Origin of the sequence: Dysgonomonas sp. BGC7, from assembly GCF_001261735.1 — a bacterium.
Classification (GTDB): Bacteria; Bacteroidota; Bacteroidia; order Bacteroidales; family Dysgonomonadaceae; genus Dysgonomonas.
On record NZ_CVRP01000011.1, the window covers coordinates 1 to 16,106 of the forward strand.

The 16,106-nt window shown below is 36.7% G+C and carries 17 protein-coding genes; 3 read left to right on the forward strand and 14 right to left on the reverse strand.

What is annotated here, in order from left to right:
- The 9 genes from BGC7_RS11715 to BGC7_RS17895 all read right to left on the reverse strand — a co-directional run.
- On the reverse strand, positions 1-1,541 hold a 1,541-nt coding region (locus BGC7_RS11715; protein WP_157258706.1), incomplete at its 3' end, for a TraG family conjugative transposon ATPase.
- Positions 1,534-1,869: a DUF4133 domain-containing protein gene (locus BGC7_RS11720; RefSeq protein ID WP_082206684.1), complete on the reverse strand. Its 336-nt coding sequence runs from the start codon at positions 1,867-1,869 to the stop codon at positions 1,534-1,536. The genes BGC7_RS11720 and BGC7_RS11715, both read right to left, overlap by 8 nt.
- A gap of 44 nt (positions 1,870-1,913) precedes the next feature.
- Positions 1,914-2,216, reverse strand: coding sequence for a DUF4134 domain-containing protein (locus BGC7_RS11725; protein ID WP_082206686.1), 303 nt, complete (start codon positions 2,214-2,216; stop codon positions 1,914-1,916).
- A gap of 172 nt (positions 2,217-2,388) precedes the next feature.
- Positions 2,389-3,132 carry a hypothetical protein gene (locus BGC7_RS11730; protein ID WP_050701795.1) on the reverse strand — a complete coding sequence of 248 codons (744 nt, stop codon included), beginning with the start codon at positions 3,130-3,132 and terminating at the stop codon, positions 2,389-2,391.
- A 2-nt stretch (positions 3,133-3,134) separates the two neighbouring features.
- Entirely contained in the window at positions 3,135-3,485 is a 351-nt protein-coding gene (locus BGC7_RS11735) for a DUF3408 domain-containing protein (protein WP_369799091.1), read from the reverse strand.
- Positions 3,457-3,915, reverse strand: a complete 459-nt coding sequence (locus tag BGC7_RS11740; protein ID WP_050701796.1) for a DUF3408 domain-containing protein — start codon at positions 3,913-3,915, stop codon at positions 3,457-3,459. Before BGC7_RS11740 ends, BGC7_RS11735 begins: the two co-directional genes overlap by 29 nt.
- 6 nt (positions 3,916-3,921) lie before the next feature.
- Positions 3,922-4,677: a ParA family protein gene (locus BGC7_RS11745; RefSeq protein ID WP_050701797.1), complete on the reverse strand. Its 756-nt coding sequence runs from the start codon at positions 4,675-4,677 to the stop codon at positions 3,922-3,924.
- Positions 4,678-4,745: 68 nt separating this feature from the next.
- Entirely contained in the window at positions 4,746-4,916 is a 171-nt protein-coding gene (locus tag BGC7_RS17890; protein ID WP_157258707.1) for a hypothetical protein, read from the reverse strand.
- A 28-nt stretch (positions 4,917-4,944) separates the two neighbouring features.
- Positions 4,945-5,082 (reverse strand): hypothetical protein, encoded by a 138-nt coding sequence (locus tag BGC7_RS17895; RefSeq protein ID WP_157258708.1) that lies wholly within the window; start codon positions 5,080-5,082, stop codon positions 4,945-4,947.
- A 411-nt stretch (positions 5,083-5,493) separates the two neighbouring features.
- Here BGC7_RS17895 and mobA point away from each other — a divergent pair, with 411 nt between their 5' ends.
- Both mobA and mobB read left to right on the forward strand, forming a co-directional pair.
- Positions 5,494-5,925, forward strand: coding sequence for a conjugal transfer protein MobA (gene mobA, locus BGC7_RS11750; RefSeq protein ID WP_050701798.1), 432 nt, complete (start codon positions 5,494-5,496; stop codon positions 5,923-5,925).
- Between the two features lie 2 nt (positions 5,926-5,927).
- A complete protein-coding gene (mobB, locus tag BGC7_RS11755) occupies positions 5,928-7,181 on the forward strand; it encodes a conjugal transfer protein MobB (RefSeq protein ID WP_050701799.1) in 1,254 nt (417 codons plus the stop codon).
- 94 nt (positions 7,182-7,275) lie between these two features.
- On the opposite strand, the gene BGC7_RS11760 is transcribed toward mobB, so the two are convergent.
- Positions 7,276-8,523 carry a hypothetical protein gene (locus BGC7_RS11760; RefSeq protein WP_050701800.1) on the reverse strand — a complete coding sequence of 416 codons (1,248 nt, stop codon included), beginning with the start codon at positions 8,521-8,523 and terminating at the stop codon, positions 7,276-7,278.
- Between the two features lie 190 nt (positions 8,524-8,713).
- Between BGC7_RS11760 and mobC the strand changes: the two genes are divergently transcribed.
- Complete coding sequence (mobC, locus tag BGC7_RS11765; protein ID WP_050701801.1) at positions 8,714-10,723, forward strand: conjugal transfer protein MobC; 2,010 nt, start codon at positions 8,714-8,716, stop codon at positions 10,721-10,723.
- 92 nt (positions 10,724-10,815) lie between these two features.
- On the opposite strand, the gene BGC7_RS17670 is transcribed toward mobC, so the two are convergent.
- From BGC7_RS17670 to BGC7_RS11785, 4 genes are read right to left on the reverse strand one after another with little or no spacing between them, the layout of a single operon-like run.
- Entirely contained in the window at positions 10,816-12,186 is a 1,371-nt protein-coding gene (locus tag BGC7_RS17670; RefSeq protein ID WP_082206689.1) for an AbiH family protein, read from the reverse strand.
- Between the two features lie 6 nt (positions 12,187-12,192).
- Positions 12,193-12,999, reverse strand: coding sequence for a TIGR02391 family protein (locus BGC7_RS11775; protein ID WP_050701802.1), 807 nt, complete (start codon positions 12,997-12,999; stop codon positions 12,193-12,195).
- A gap of 21 nt (positions 13,000-13,020) precedes the next feature.
- The gene (locus tag BGC7_RS11780; RefSeq protein WP_050701803.1) at positions 13,021-14,892 is read right to left on the reverse strand and encodes an ATP-binding protein; all 1,872 of its coding nucleotides are present in this window, start codon (positions 14,890-14,892) and stop codon (positions 13,021-13,023) included.
- The gene (locus tag BGC7_RS11785; protein ID WP_050701804.1) at positions 14,882-16,090 is read right to left on the reverse strand and encodes an SIR2 family protein; all 1,209 of its coding nucleotides are present in this window, start codon (positions 16,088-16,090) and stop codon (positions 14,882-14,884) included. Before BGC7_RS11785 ends, BGC7_RS11780 begins: the two co-directional genes overlap by 11 nt.
- Positions 16,091-16,106: the final 16 nt, after the last annotated feature.

The following is a 16,106-nucleotide window of genomic DNA, read 5'->3' on the forward strand; positions in this document are numbered from 1 at the left end:
GCACCATCGGTATAAAATGGGTTAAATGAAATGGGATTTTTTTCGGTATAGGTGAAGTAAACCCCATCCTCTCCATTGGTACGACGGTTGATGAAATTACAAAGCCCCTGATACGAGTTCCCCGTATCCACAAGCACGATATGAGTACCTTGTTCCCAATATTGGCGACACATATGATTGGTAAAAAAGGACTTACCACTACCCGAAGGTCCCAAGATAAACTTGTTGCGGTTCGTGATAATTCCTTGCTTCATGGGCAGGTCGGAAATATCCACATGGATAGGTTTTCCACTTACCCGGTCTGCCATCTTGATACCAAAAGGCGAGGGAGAACTTTTGTAGTTTGTTTCCTCTGTGAAGAAGCACAAGGCAGGTTCTATAAACGTGTAGAAACTTTCTTCACTCGGAAAATCACCCGCATTGCCCGGCATCGCAGCCCAATAGAGTGTAGCGACATCCACCGTGTTATGGCGGGGCTTGCACTCCATGAGAGCCAACTGTGAGCCGACATCGTTACGGATATTTTTGAGTTCTTCCGCATCGTCAGACCATGCCATCACATTGAAGTGTGCCCTGACAGAAGTTAGCCCAAAACTATGGGCTTCGTTCAGGTACTTGTCGATCCACTCGCGATTGATTTGGTTGCCACGACTGTACTTCGATAGCGATTGCATATTACGGGCAGATTTTTCAAACTGCCGCAGGTTCTCTGCCGAATCATCCAGAAATATGTATTGATTATATACATGGTCACAAGAGAGTAACAAACCCACAGGCGATGCAAAGGACAAACGGCAATCACTCCGATCCGTAGATAGCTTTTCGTATCGCATATCTGTTCCGATTGTTCCGGGCAAATCTTCCACATCGGAAATGGTATGCAGGCATACCGTTTTATCTCCTATGCGTAGCCCATCCGATCCTAACTCCAGATCCTCCAGACAAGTGGTATCTTCCAATGACAGGGCAAAGTATTTCTCAATAAGCCCGGCTTCTTTTTCCGTTCCCGTTATTTCGTCTGAAGTAATGCGTGTCAGTGTAATAAATCCCGAATCGTTTAAAATCCGCTCAAACTGTCCGACTGCCTCCAAGAAGCGTACCGCCATCTCTTTATTGACTTCTTTAGGGATGATATACCCTCGGCAGAGCGATGAAAAGTTGCTTTGCATCCGCATCCGATCCTTTGTCGTTTTGGTCAAAAACAAAAAGCAAGTATGATTCAAAAAAGGACGTTCGTTGAAGTGACGTTCAAATGAGCGGGATAGAAAACTCATGTTCTCTTTATCGGTAGCAGGTTTGTAGTTTTCTTTGACAAACCAATCCTGCTTATGGATAACCGAGTATTCGGGCAACACCTTAATGGCTTTCGTCCAAGCCGAGTGTATGGCTTCGTATTCACTACCCGTAACAGTGAACAGCTCCGGCAGATCGACACGGTAGGCTACCGTTATATCCGCATCTTTGCTGATGATGCAGTCGTGCTCAACCGAAAGTAAGGGAAACTTACTTTCGATGGTAGCTGCTTTGAGTGTATTACGCATTCCGTACCTCCTTCTTTTTAGGACATTGGAACAAGCGACGGGAATTTTTACGATTAATCAGAAAACGGGGATGTTGCCGTTTGGCGAGCAACTTCATAAGCCCGTGTTCTCCATATTTCGCATTCAGGTTGAAAGTCAGCCATACCAGTGCAGAAGCAGCGATAACACCGAAACCGATGCATATCCACTGATCTACTCCTGCCATGTACATCACTACAAATACGATGAATACAGCCAGTAGACCTCCTGCAAAGATGAAAAGGTATTGTGCCTTCAAACCCTTAAATTCTACGCTCTTGCCAATGCCCTTGTTTATATTATACTCCATTTTTCTTATTCGTATTTAATGAATAATAAAGGGGGCTGAGACCCTTACAGGAAGAAAGAGCGTAGAATCGTAGCAGCGACAATCAGAAAGATACACGCACCAAACCACGAAGCGGCTGTTTTGCTCGTATCGGGATCACCGGAAGAGAATTTATTATAGACTTTGATTCCTCCGATGAGTCCTACAACGGCTCCGATGGCATAGATGAGTTTTGTTCCCGGATCGAAATACGAAGTGACCATATTGGTGGCTTCGGTAATACCTCCGATACCGTTGCCTTGTGCGAATACAGATGATACAGCAACCATGATAAAGGCTACTGACAGAAGAAATTTTTTCTTTGTCATACGATTTTTGATAATAGTACAGGGGGGGAATAGTCCCCTGTACTGAATGAATAATTGTTGTTTAACTTTGATTTTTTAGTGGGGGTCGCAGACCCTTTTGTTTGGCTGACGCACATTCACGCTAACCATAGTCTTTTTGCTTCATACTCTTTTGTTTTAATTGTTAGCTACTTTACGCAAATCCGCGTACATCAAACTCTTTAGGTGCTCTGACTACCGGTTCCTCCAATTCTCCGGCTTCTTGTTGTTTGCGATGGAAGGCAGCAAAATAGTCATCCATAAGTGAGGATATAACTACTTTCTTTTTAGGTTCACCCGATACAACCTGTTCAAACATATCGGTCTTGCGTATCTCGACTAATACCCGTCCAGCTTCTTCTTTTTCTTCGGATGTTGCATTGTCGGGAGCCTCTACCGTTCGCACCATACTTGCCAAGTTATTGAAGTCAAGTCCCAACGCCATTGAAATCCCGGCTCTCCCTTCGGCATCTTCTTCTGTTTCCTCTTCGTCTAAATCACTGTCGTCGTCATAGTCCTGCTCTAATTCGGGGGGAGTGTTCTCAATCTCTAAATTGATTTCATCTGAATTGTCTTCCGTTCTATTGTCTGTCGAAAAAACTTGATCTAGTTTATCCAAAGGGATTGCCACCGAGGTCTTTTTTTCTTCTTTCTCGACAAATATAGAAGCATTTCCTTTCTCTTTTTCGTTATTAATCAGAGTGGTAGCTTCTGTCCGCGATTGTCTCAGGTCAAATTTACTTTTGCCGATAATATCTTCTTTTGGTGCTGCATGAAATGGGTTAAATACCGATTTTTTAGCAGCATTCTTTTTTCGTTTTTGCATCCGATCCCGAAGTAGGTAAAAGCCGACAAACAGTGCGTACAGCACGATGGCTGAAATAATATATTGTTTCATGGCTAAAATATATCCGTGTTCTTTTTGCGATACAATTCGGTAATCTCGCTTTGATAGGTATCAAAATGATGTTCCAATACATTGTTTAGGTAATCGTACAAACTATAATCGTTCTCTCCGATAACCTGTACAATACGTATAATACGTTCGTGAAACTCCTTTCGGATATAAACTGGTTTTCTATCTCTGGTTTTATTTTGGACTTCTCTAAAAAAACAACCTTCATATTGTTGAACCGTTGTTGGACGAACTACATTTGATGTCTCACAAGGAGTTGTTCTTTTATTAATTTTCTTTCTCTTTTTCATGTTTTTTATTTTTGGATTAAAATACTTTCTCAATATTATTATCATACAGCTCGGTTATATCTTCCTGATAAATAGTGAAATGATGTTCCAAAACATTGTAGATGTAACTGAATAAGGAAACATCATTCTTGGCGATGACGTGGAGTATCTTAATGATTCTCTCGTGATGCTCTTTACAGATATAAACCGTTTTTCCGCTTCGTGCAGCTATTGCCGACTCATGTATAAAAAGGCTTTGATAATCCGCCTCTATCTGTGCTTTTGATTTTCGCTTACGTGGTTCCTCGCGTGGCAGTTCTTTTATGGATTCGGTTACAGGTAGTTGTACTTGTTCTTCAACTTGCTCCTCTTGATTAGTTGCTCCTTCTATCGAAGCAGGTTCGGGAGAATAAGCCTGTAACTTGCGTTCTCGTCTGCCTGTACGTGCGATGATGTCCTGAGCATTCAACTTCGTATCGGTTTTCTTTTCTTCCATAGTGCATTACTTTAGAATTTCGAGCAATTCATCAGAAAGAGTGTCTATATTACTACCTTTTACAAGAGACTTATCGACAGGAAACAGTGTGGATCGAAATAGGGCTTTATGGCTGACAGATTGTTCACGTCGAAATCGCAGGCTATTGGGGATAAATGTATTAAGGGTTGTAAACTCCAGCTCATTAATCACCGCCTCATATACTTCGTAGAGTTCGGATTTTTCCCGTCCATCCACCAGATTCCAAAGCATATAAATTTCTTTAATATCGGATTTTCCACTGCCCATAATATCATCACGTACAGTGACCATGTAATCAAGTGTACTCTCCATCACCACACGGTCAGCCGCAATGGGAGCTATGATATACTCCATCCGTGCAAGCGTATGGATTAAATCTACATTGTTGAGCGTTCCCGGCAGATCAAAAAATATAAAATCAAAATCACCTTGCGGAATCAGGTGTTCAGCATCAGCAATAGCTTCTTTGGTATTGCTCTCGATGATGGGATAGGCTTTTTTGTTTTCTAAACGGGTAAACTGTTCGTACAGCATTCCCTTGTAATATTCGTCATTTTCGCACATCTTAAAATCCCGCTCCCGCATATCTGCGATAGAATGCTGCGGGTAATCACAGTCAATTATCGCTACATTTTTCCCTTTTACATAATGTAGATAGGAAGCTATCAATACAGTAAGAGTTGTTTTTCCGGCTCCACCCTTTTGGGTTGAGAATGCCACATAAATAGGTTTCTTTTTCATTTCAATTTATTTTTTTAATGGTACAATCGTTTTATCGTATAGCCGTACCCAAGGGGATACATATATTTTTAAGTCTCAATCGTTGTACGGTGGTACGTTTGTTTTCTGCAACCAACTATTGTATAGCGGTACATACAGCCAGCCCTATGTTGTGCTATTTCTATAGCGGTACATTGCAACAGACTTACGTTCTTAGGTTGATTGGTTCGTAAATTGGTTGGTTTGATTTTCCAAACCATACACACAACCTATGTATCTGAAAATGGACTATTCGACCAACCTCTCATTGTACGTTTTTACCTCTGTATAATCGTACATAGATTCCTCCTTTGGTACGACAGATTGTAGGTCTTTATATCTCGCCATACAATCAATTGTCCGGCAAATAAAATCTATATTTTTCATACTTACACTATGTTTTTGAGAGGTGGCAGCTTGTGTCCAAGGTTGTCTATGCCTGTTGATTTTCAGGTGATTATTTTAGAATATAACTTTGCTGCATGAAACGTGAAAGAGGATTCATATCGGTTTTAAGTTTGTTCCGACATTCAAAAAATGCCTGACAGAGATCAGGCTTATATCCCGAAATTTTTCGGGCTAAGATGATGCCCTTTATGGGCAAAAAGTATTTGCATTTGGGCAAATAGCAAGGTATGTTGAGTGCATCGCAAAATGAATTTTGCAGCACACAACCCTTGCTCTTACAGAGGGGTATTTTCCTCTCCGAAGTCGGGAAAATAGAATCCGCACAACAATCCATCGTGTGCAGAAATTAAATAATAAAACGGTCTGCGACCGCACTAAAAAAATCATGTTATGAACGAAGAAAAAAGGAATCCCGATAAACGGGGAAAAGGGGGCAGACCCCCGAAGAACGATCCGGCAAAGCATCGACTGACTGTGAACCTGACAGATCAGCAACACGTCGATTTTTTAGCCTTGTATGAACAGTCAGGCGTACAATCCTTATCCGGATTTATCGCTGCCCGCATCTTTAGTGATGAGTTTCGTGTAGTGAAAACGGATGCTTCAGCAGTAGAATTTATTGCAAAGCTCACTGCTTTACACGGACAAATACGTAGTATTGGAGTCAATTACAATCAGGTTGTAAAGGAATTACATTCCAATTTTGGAGAGAAAAAAGCATTGGCATTGCTTTATAAATTGGAAAATGCAACTATTGAACTGTCAGGAATTGGACGGGAAGTGATGCAACTATGCGAACAATTTAAGGCTAAACATCTCTAAGAATGGTTGCGAAATTTAGTCACGGAAGCAGTTTGTATGGTGCACTTTCCTACAATCAAGAGAAAGTAAATGAGGGTTTAGGAAAAGTTTTGGCGACCAATCTGGTCATTGAACCTAATGATGGAGTGTTCAATGTTGCCTCTTGTATGGAAGATTTCGAGCGATTTATCCCCTCGCATGTTCGCACATCAAAGCCTGTTATCCATATCTCACTCAATCCACATCCGGACGATAAACTGACCGATCAGCAACTTGCCGACATTGGTCGTGAGTATATGGAGCAGTTCGGGTATGGCGAACAACCCTACATGATTTTCAAACATGAGGACATTGGAAGAGAACATATACACATCGTTTCGACCCGTGTACGCACCGATAGCTCGATAATCAGCGACAGCAAAAATTACGAACGCAGCAGGAAAATCACCGACTCTTTAGAACAAAAGTACGGTCTGCACCGGAAAGAGAAAAGTCAGGGTGAGACATGGCAACTTGCTCCAATAGACGTTAGCCAGGGGAACTTAAAAAAACAGGTGGCTAACGTCATAAAACCGCTTTCTGAAATGTATTCTTTTCAGACTTTAGGCGAATATCGTGCTTTACTTTCCTTATATAATATAGGAGTAGAGGAAATAAAAGGAGAAAACAAGGGTAAAGCATATCGGGGATTGGTCTATTCGGCATTGGACAGTGATGGCAATCGTGTCGGTACACCTTTAAAATCCTCTTTGTTTGGTAAGGAACACGGTTTGGATAGACTGGAAAAACGATTTGATAAGTCAAAAGAAACAATCAAGGCAAACGGCATAGCCAAACAAACCCGTGCTATTGTTTCTGCGTCCTTTGCAAGCACCCGCACAGAGAGCGAGCTCCGAGCAGCTTTGCGGGAGAAAGGTATCGACCTTGTGCTACGACTGAGCGATGAAGGACGCATCTATGGGGCTACATTTATCGACCATAATCAGAGGGAAGTTCTTAACGGTTCTCGTTTGGGTAAGGAGTTTTCGGCAAATGTTCTCAATGAACGCTTTGCAGATAATTCACCTCGCGAGAATCTGCAAGCACCAGCACTGAAACATTCCGATAATAAGCAACCAACTGCCAATCAGCAATCGCAATCAACACACTCCGAAACGAACGATCCGGTGGGGAGTTTATTTTCTGTCTTTACTCCCGAAATCGAAGGAACAGACTATAAACAATCGAGCCTAAAACGTAAGAGGAAGAAGAAACGAAGATATGGAAGACAGATGTAAGTTTATTTACTTATTGGCAATCTCAATAAAACATTGTTATTCATCGGTTAGTAAAGATATGCTACCTCTTTTTTTGTTTTTTATATTTAATTATTTATTGAATAACTGATAATTTTAAGTGTTGAGGCTGTCTATTATACCATCGTATAGATTGAGAACAGGCTTCTTTCATAAATTCGTTCAATATTTCAAGATCAGCACTATCGCATTCATTATCTGTTATTTCATAATTTGATTTGGCATGAACAACTTTATTTCTTGTTGCATATATAATTTTGCCAACCATATTTGCCGCTGTTGTTAGACTTTGCTTATTTATTGAATAATCAATAATTTGTAAATTAATTTGTTTTTTTACTTTTGATTTAATTTTTTCAGGTAATCTATCAAAAAGACCAATAAAGTCAAAGCAGTTAATAAATGTTGATTTAATAAGGTCTTCATCATTAAATTTTGCTCGCATAGATTTTGCAAGGTCAAATATAGAGCGAATAAAATCTCCATTCTCAAACTGTTTTTTAGGAGCATCCATCTTTTTTCGCATTAGCTCATGTGCTTCTATATTGACTGCGACAGGAGCAAAATGTTCAAGGATTTTATAAAAATTTAAAAAGCGCAATTCCGCTTCTTGAATTTGTAATGCAGAAATAAATAACTTCATTCCTTCATTATATGGTTCAATATCTCTTAATTTACTGAAATTATATTCTCCTTCTTCATCTTGTAAATCTTCATAATCATAAAGTGGATTTTTTATTTCAGAGAAGGTTACAGCTATCCCTGTACTATCTGCAACTTCAAATATATATGATTTTACAAGATTAAATTCCTCTTCTTTGTTTAATACTTCATTTGTATTATATTTAAGTTCAACTGCAAGATAAGGGGAGAAAGTTCCATAATAATTTTTATCATATTCTCCTAATGCAGTAGCAGCAAGCCCAATAATGAAATTATCCGAAACCAAATCAATATTAATATTGTCTTTTTTTGTACTAAAGGCTCCTAAAGTTGTGCTAATTATGTGGTCATAATTTGAGTCAATAGCCTCTACAATATAATATCGTAAGTGTTTTGTCTTTATAATTGAATGATCTTCTGTTTTTATTGTCGGTATTTCGTCTGCTATTTCTAAAAACTCTTCGATAGAAATATCAATATCTTCTTGTTCTCCGGGAAAAGGAAAACTTGGCAATTCATAACCACCTTCTTTTACAAATCCTTCAATATCTTCATCTGTCAGTATAAGCTCATCCCCATAATCGGCAAATTCCTCATAATTGACAATAAGGAAATTTATAGTTGATTGTATCTTTTTTAATTGTTCTCTTGTTAATTCCATACCAAGTTATATTATTGAGACAAAGTTAATAAATAGCTTCGATATTTTTCTTATTTTCAATACATAACGCTATATATAGGACAACCCCAGACACAAGCTACCACCTCACTAAAATCGAGTATAATATTCTAAACCTCTACTTACATTCGCATTCTTTAATGAATTATAAACAATCTAAAATTCAATAACGATGCAAAACGAAGATGATTTGAGAGGGCTTGCCAAAGTCATGGAGTTTATGAGGGCGATCAGTATTTTGTTCGTGCTGATGAATATTTATTGGTTCTGTTATCAGGCAATCCACGAGTGGGGAATCAATATTGGGGTGGTAGATAAAATACTAATGAATTTTAATCGTACCGCAGGATTATTCAACTCAATCTTGTGGACGAAAATATTTTCTGTAGTCTTTCTTGCTTTGTCCTGTTTAGGTATAAAGGGAGTAAAGGAGGAAAAGATTACATGGAATCACATCTATGTATGTCTTGTTTTAGGATTTGTATTTTTCTTTCTGAATTGGTGGCTTCTGTATCTGCCTCTTCCTAAAATAGCCAATGCAGGTTTTTATATTTTCACCATTGCTGTGGGATATATATTACTATTGATGGCGGGTACATGGATGAGCCGCTTACTCAAAAACAACCTAATGGACGATCCGTTTAATAACGAAAATGAATCGTTTATGCAGGAAACCAAGTTGATGGTAAACGATTATTCGATAAACCTGCCTACCAAGTTCTGGTACAAAAAGAAGCAATGGAAAGGATGGATTAATGTAGTAAATCCTTTTCGGGCAGCTATCGTATTGGGTACTCCTGGTTCGGGTAAGTCTTATGCCGTTGTAAATCAATTTATCAAACAACAAATTGAGAAAGGTTATACAGGCTATATTTACGATTTCAAGTTTCCAGACCTTTCGACTATTGCTTATAACCATCTGTTAAACAATAGAGAAGGTTATAAGAAAGTACCGACCTTTTATGTGATAAACTTTGATGATCCAAGTCGTAGCCACCGTTGCAATCCAATTAATCCCTCTTTCATGGATGATATTTCGGATGCCTACGAAAGTGCATACACAATTATGTTAAATTTAAACCGAACGTGGGTACAGAAACAAGGAGACTTTTTTGTTGAATCTCCGATCATTCTGTTCGCCGCTATTATATGGTATTTGCGAATCTACAAGGATGGTAAATATTGTACTTTTCCTCATGCCATAGAGTTTTTAAACAAGAGTTATGAAGATATTTTCCCGATTCTGACTTCGTACCCAGACCTCGAAAACTACCTTTCTCCCTTTATGGACGCATGGAAATCTGGAGCTGCCGACCAGCTTCAAGGGCAAATTGCAAGCGCTAAAATACCACTTTCCCGTATGATTAGTCCACAATTATATTGGGTGATGTCGGGTGATGAGTTTACATTAGACATCAACAATCCGGATGATCCTAAAATATTGGCAGTAGGTAACAATCCTGATCGACAAAATATTTACGGAGCAGCACTTGGATTGTATAACAGTCGTATTGTGAAACTGATAAATAAGAAGGGACAACTTAAATCATCTGTTATTATTGACGAGCTTCCGACTATTTATTTCAAAGGATTAGATAACTTGATAGCTACTGCCAGAAGCAACAAGGTTGCCGTATTGTTGGGGTTTCAGGACTTTTCTCAGTTAAAGCGAGACTATGGAGACAAAGAGGCCGCCGTAGTGATGAACACAGTAGGTAATATATTTTCGGGGCAGGTAGTCGGAGATACGGCGAAGACCTTGTCTGACCGTTTTGGTAAAGTATTGCAGAAACGCCAATCTATGACCATCAACCGCAACGATAAATCGACTTCCATTTCTACACAAATGGATAGTTTGATACCAGCATCCAAAATATCCAATCTGACACAGGGTATGTTTGTTGGGGCGATAGCAGATAATTTCGACGAGCGGATAGAGCAAAAGATTTTTCACTGCGAAATTGTGGTAGATAATGAACGTGTAGCTACCGAAACTAAAGCGTACAAGAAAATACCTGTCATCACTAACTTTGTAGATGAGAACGGAGTAGACCGTATGAAGGAAATGATTAAAGAAAATTATGACCGCATCAAAGCTGAGGCGAAACAGATTGTAGTTGAGGAATTGGAGAGAATTCGCTATGATGAGAATCTGCGACATTTGTTGCCGAAGGAGGAGTAAACGATAAGAGCCGTTCGGTGTACAAAATGTGATAATAATTAAATAGTAAAAAACAAACATTCAATATATAAAATTGGGTGTTTGTTTTTTTGTTAACTAAACGATCTTTTATTTTGAGGCAATAGTTCACAAAATGTTTTATTCACAACAACACTTCTCAACTTACTTTTATCCGTAAAACATCGGGATAAAGCTTGAATTATATCTCCATAATTATCCCATCCTTTTTCATTCTGATAATAATAAGGTTTTATCGACACACAATTTTCATGTTCAAATAGAGTTCGCAACAAAGTGTTGTCTGACAAAGCACATGAATGCCCCATAATATAAACTTGATAAGGTGCAGCATTTATCAATGATTCTAACTTTCGATAATTATTTGTTTCCAGATATTTCATTGATTTTATATTATCTAATACATGAGGGATTTTTGACTTTTCTAGTTTTTTATATTCGTCATCATATTCATCCCCATACCCGAATATTATAGGATTAGATGGATCATTTAGTTTTCCGTGTATATGAATTGTTGAGGATGAATTAAATGAGACTGAGATTGGGCTCTGGTGTTCAAATCTATATAGCTCCTCTGTATCTGTATAGTTAAATGTCAGAAAAGTGGTTTTATCTGGGGATAATAGTTCAGATATCAAATCACTTACATCAGTATTCACCTCTTTACTTGTCATTTTAGAGAGATAATCTATAAACCAATCTTTAAAGTCTTTAAATCCTTCATATGTACCACCTAATCTAAATTTTTGGGCTAGTGATGATCGTTCCTCTAACCAAATTTTTCTTTCCGGTGTATTCATGAAATTGATAATTTTAGAGGTCAAATCATCTTTGAAGTCTTTCTTGTAAAGCTCTTTTATATCACGACCGAGTATTGGGGCTAGTATAATATCACTCATCCCTTCTACTTTAGATGGTTTGGGCAAGGTTAATAGATATTCAATAAGAGCTTGTTCTATTTGCTGAAATTCTCGGTTTAGATTAATTATAGACTCTTCATCATTATTAAATTCAAGCAGTTTATCATAATAAGCTTGCTCAACATCTGACCATCCTTTATCTACATAATTTCGTGTTATACTTATCAATAAGTCGTTTGTTCCTTTTTCGAAATATTCAGAAAAAACGAATGGGGTATCATGATAACCGACATCTAGATCATTATTATTATCAAGAGCAAAAACAAAATGGAGGAGCTTTGAAATTGGGAATTTTTTATCATCATAAATTCTAGGATAACCCTTTTCTCTTAATTTTGCATCATAAAGAAAAGCTCTAAATCGAATCATTTTTCGTTTATCGACAACAATCTGATCTTTATAACTTGGTCTTTCAAAGTTATCGGTAAGTAAGTCCTCCCATAACCACTCTACGAAGTTCCCATATCCTGTTTTCATCCCGTGTGCAAGATCAAAACCATTACCAATAAGTATTATTCGATTCATTATATTTTATCGTATTTTATGTATATTATCAATCCTTTTGTGACAATAAGAAATTAAGGACATTATATCTAATGCATCTTCTTCATTTATTTCCCATTTTATTTTAACTTCATGAGCTGTTGGGTTTCTAAACATTCCATACAACCCTTTCAACAAATTAGAAAAACCTTTATGTTCTGATTTTTCACTTTCTGACACGAAATTATTGATTATGAGAATTGGAGAATCGCCTCCAAACACAGAATCAACCAATTTCCCACCATCTTCTCGAACTTCGGATATTTCTCTTATTCTATCAAACACACTTTTTGCAGCTTCCAATACAGAATGAAAATAGTTTTCAGCTAATAATTCTTCCTTACAATAATTGAAAATTTCTCGATGCGCCTTCCTTTGCTCTAATTTTGTTTTCAAATCGTCTGCTTTTCTTTGAGCTTCTGAAATTGTAGATGCCTGTTTTATCTCGCTAAACTTTCCATTTTCATTCAGTTGATATCCAATAAAGCTTAATTGTTGGTTGATTTGATTTCTTTTTTCAGCAAAGACTTCTGGGTTATTGACATATTTTGCAGGAGCTAATGCGAGTCCGATAAAGTTCAATATGTGATTTGAACATCGATTCTCATTTTGATAAATAGCAAAAGCATCGTATATCCTTTTCCATTTAGTTGAAGTGGGCGATGCATCGGCTATTTTACTTTGTGCCAATAGGTGTTGTATTTCACTACCAGTCAAACCTGAACTTGTATCTCCAAGAATTTTAGAAATGCCTTCTAACGTCGGTTGTGTAAAACAATTTCTCAGTATTGCCATAATCTACTAATGTATAATGAATTAATCTTCCCAGTTTTTCAATAAATTGATTGTTTCATTATTGGGTTTATGTTGGCTTTCAATGGTGTCGATTGATATTATTACAGGCATTTGAACCAATTGACCAGACAAAATACACATTCCCGTTCCCAATATAGGTAAGGCCTCCGTTGACACTTGATCTAGGTATGAGATAGCCTTTTCGACCATATCTAAATCTTTATTATTTACGAGCCTGTGAATAAAATAATTATGAAGTTGAGAAATAATAGTAGTGGATATATCAGACGGTCTTTGGCTTGCAATAGTGAGAAAAACTCCAAATTTTCGTCCTTCTTTAATTATTTCTTCAAATGTTTCCAATCTATAATCTTTCCATGATTCGCTTTCCCGAAGAGATTCATAGGATAAAATATTATGTGCCTCATCAATAATGATATTCAATGACTTTTCTAATTCATTGTCAGTCTTATGATTTTTGTGTTCTGAGTATAATTTGTGAGAAATAAGGAGCGGTATCAATTTCTTTATATTGATATTTGCTTCATTGAGATTTATAACAGCCAAATAATCATTATCCCAAAAGTCAATAGCACTATCCTTGATTTCTATAACTTTAGCAATATCTTTTTGGAAACTCTTTAATTTGTTTATAGCAGGGGCAATATGCTCGTTATTAGCCCTATTGGTTAGCACGTCATGAATGAGTTGAAGATATAGAAAGTGTATGATTCTTGAAATGAAATCAGATTCAAATTCATACTGTTCAACCTGTTTATAAAGTTTGGTTTCTTTTACAAAGTTTCTATTTTCAATAAAACATTGGTAATTATTAAAATCTCCCAAGTAATAACAGAATTTATCTGGTCTCCACGCAAAATCGTCAATTAATCTACCCTCCTCACCATCTTTATTAATGTATTTAGGTAAAATCTGTTCTATGTAATCCAATAGTAATTTAGACTGTACCTTGTCTGACATACATAAAATTTCCTCTATTCGCTTTCTCAGAATATTATGAAAGTAGCCTAAAGAATCATTTACACCCATAACTTTTTTATAAAATTCGAGGGTTCGCCCAATGAATGGTTGTTGTGTTTTTTCTGATGCACTTGCCAGTATGGAAAACAAGTTCTTATCTAATAAGTCATTTTCAAAAAAAGGAAGTTTGTCTTTTCCTGTACTATCCTTCGTTGATAAGTTATAGACTTTTTTATTGCTTATAATTACATTGTCACCATTATATTCACCATTAAAATCAAAAAGCAGAAATCGCGCATTTCTCTTAAACTTATCCTGATCTTCAAATGCCCTAAATAGTTGCCTATATATTTTAGCCAATGTATAAGACTTACCACTTCCCGTATTTCCAAATATCCCGATATGACTGGAGAATAGGCTATTAACACCAACATATATTTCCTGCCCCCTCTCTAAAGCAAGAGTGCCTATTTGAATAGGTTTGTCATCCTGTTTAACAAATTGGTGAATTTGTTTAAACTCTTCACTATTTAGCAGAAAACACTCATTATCTATGAGTGGCAGTTCTTTTATACCCCGCTCAAACTTTGCATTTTCAATATATCCAAGCAGTTTAGCATTGAGGATTCTGTTTATTTTATTTTCTTCTTTTCCATACTCTTGTATAAACGGCAGCTTTTCTTCTTTAATAGATTCCCCTTCAATTTTAGCAATGATTGAAATAAAGCCTTTTTCTATTTTTACATACCCCCCAACAGATACATTCTTAATTAGACTTCCCTTATATAGCAAGTGAGAAGCATTCTTTACTTTATCAACCTTAACTTTAACTTCTCTTCCTTCCACAGAAAAGACAGTCCCAATCCTAAAAATAGAATTTTCCTGTAATATATTATCAACTCTATTGTCCATTGTTATTGTTAATGGGGATCATCCTGCTGATTTGTTCGAACACTTCTGCATTTAAGGTCTTAAAATCAAAATTTACCACATTCTTTTTTAGCTTAGCTAACTTGTCTTTATCTCCTTCAGCATTAGTTTCGATAAAATTTGAAGGAGTAACAATCAGAATGTTATTGTTTTTTGATTTCCCATTGTTCAATTTAAGATATTCTTCAAACTGACTCTTTTCATCATCTGAAAAAGAGAATATAATAATCAATAATGTTGGATTAGAGTCAGCTACTCGCATTGTGATTTTAGAGATATGTTCGTCAGCAAACGAAAATCCCATAACAAACAATAGCGAATTTTCTTTTTCTAATACATTAGAATATATTCGCATCAGTTCATAAAAATGCAGGTCGAGAACTGTGTCTTTAAATTTCTGTTTGGTCGGATTTATAACAACTAACTTGTCGTAACTGTCAGTAAATGGTTTTATTGCTTTTTTATCTATTTTAGATAGCGAGTTTGCTTTAGCAACTATTTCTGCAAGTGTCTCTTTTTTATCTATTTTTATAAGTACATCTTTCTTAATAGATTGTAAGGCTTTATTTGTCACTTGCACATTTTCTAACAAACTATCATGAGATAATTGTTTTATATCTGTTCCGATTGATTTCCAATCTATTGATCCATGTAGTTTTAGCAAGTTGAAAACAGGAATTTCCGATATGTTTTGATAATGAGTACTTGTTTTTGTATATGATTTTTGAAAATTACCTTCATCAAAGACCGGATTTATTCGACCTTTAAAACCATCATTGAACTCTATTCCTGTTTTTTCTGCGGCACGCTCAACAAATAAGTCGATGTTAGTACTGAATATATTGATCTGTTTATTGTGCAGCCTGCTTGCTCTGCGTACAATAATATCATTCCAGAGAATTAAAAATTGCCGATAAACCCCTAACACATCGTCAGAATAACCAACGATATCATCGTCAATCTCAGACTGAAGATTCGGCTTAATTACATCAGTAAAATATTTCGCATATATTGAAGCTCGTATAATCTCTTTTTGAGGACTATTATCCTCTTTATTTAATTCTGTTAGCCAGTTTTCAATATCACCTAAAGTATTCAGATATGGACGTGACAAGCCAGAACCAATTAAGAAATTGATGTTGCAGGATTGGATCAGTTCTTTTATTTTTTCGATTTTCATTATTTGTTACTTATAG

Bases quoted from the DNA above. Each gene is read 5' to 3' on its own strand.
- BGC7_RS11720 (WP_082206684.1), bottom strand. From the start codon at position 1,869: ATGGAGTATAATATAAACAAGGGCATTGGCAAGAGCGTAGAATTTAAG.
- BGC7_RS11725 (WP_082206686.1), bottom strand. From the start codon at position 2,216: ATGACAAAGAAAAAATTTCTTCTGTCAGTAGCCTTTATCATGGTTGCT.
- BGC7_RS11730 (WP_050701795.1), bottom strand. From the start codon at position 3,132: ATGAAACAATATATTATTTCAGCCATCGTGCTGTACGCACTGTTTGTC.
- BGC7_RS11735 (WP_369799091.1), bottom strand. From the start codon at position 3,485: ATGATAATAATATTGAGAAAGTATTTTAATCCAAAAATAAAAAACATG.
- BGC7_RS11740 (WP_050701796.1), bottom strand. From the start codon at position 3,915: ATGGAAGAAAAGAAAACCGATACGAAGTTGAATGCTCAGGACATCATC.
- BGC7_RS11745 (WP_050701797.1), bottom strand. From the start codon at position 4,677: ATGAAAAAGAAACCTATTTATGTGGCATTCTCAACCCAAAAGGGTGGA.
- BGC7_RS17890 (WP_157258707.1), bottom strand. From the start codon at position 4,916: ATGGTTTGGAAAATCAAACCAACCAATTTACGAACCAATCAACCTAAG.
- BGC7_RS17895 (WP_157258708.1), bottom strand. From the start codon at position 5,082: ATGAAAAATATAGATTTTATTTGCCGGACAATTGATTGTATGGCGAGA.
- mobA (WP_050701798.1), top strand. From the start codon at position 5,494: ATGAACGAAGAAAAAAGGAATCCCGATAAACGGGGAAAAGGGGGCAGA.
- mobB (WP_050701799.1), top strand. From the start codon at position 5,928: ATGGTTGCGAAATTTAGTCACGGAAGCAGTTTGTATGGTGCACTTTCC.
- BGC7_RS11760 (WP_050701800.1), bottom strand. From the start codon at position 8,523: ATGGAATTAACAAGAGAACAATTAAAAAAGATACAATCAACTATAAAT.
- mobC (WP_050701801.1), top strand. From the start codon at position 8,714: ATGCAAAACGAAGATGATTTGAGAGGGCTTGCCAAAGTCATGGAGTTT.
- BGC7_RS17670 (WP_082206689.1), bottom strand. From the start codon at position 12,186: ATGAATCGAATAATACTTATTGGTAATGGTTTTGATCTTGCACACGGG.
- BGC7_RS11775 (WP_050701802.1), bottom strand. From the start codon at position 12,999: ATGGCAATACTGAGAAATTGTTTTACACAACCGACGTTAGAAGGCATT.
- BGC7_RS11780 (WP_050701803.1), bottom strand. From the start codon at position 14,892: ATGGACAATAGAGTTGATAATATATTACAGGAAAATTCTATTTTTAGG.
- BGC7_RS11785 (WP_050701804.1), bottom strand. From the start codon at position 16,090: ATGAAAATCGAAAAAATAAAAGAACTGATCCAATCCTGCAACATCAAT.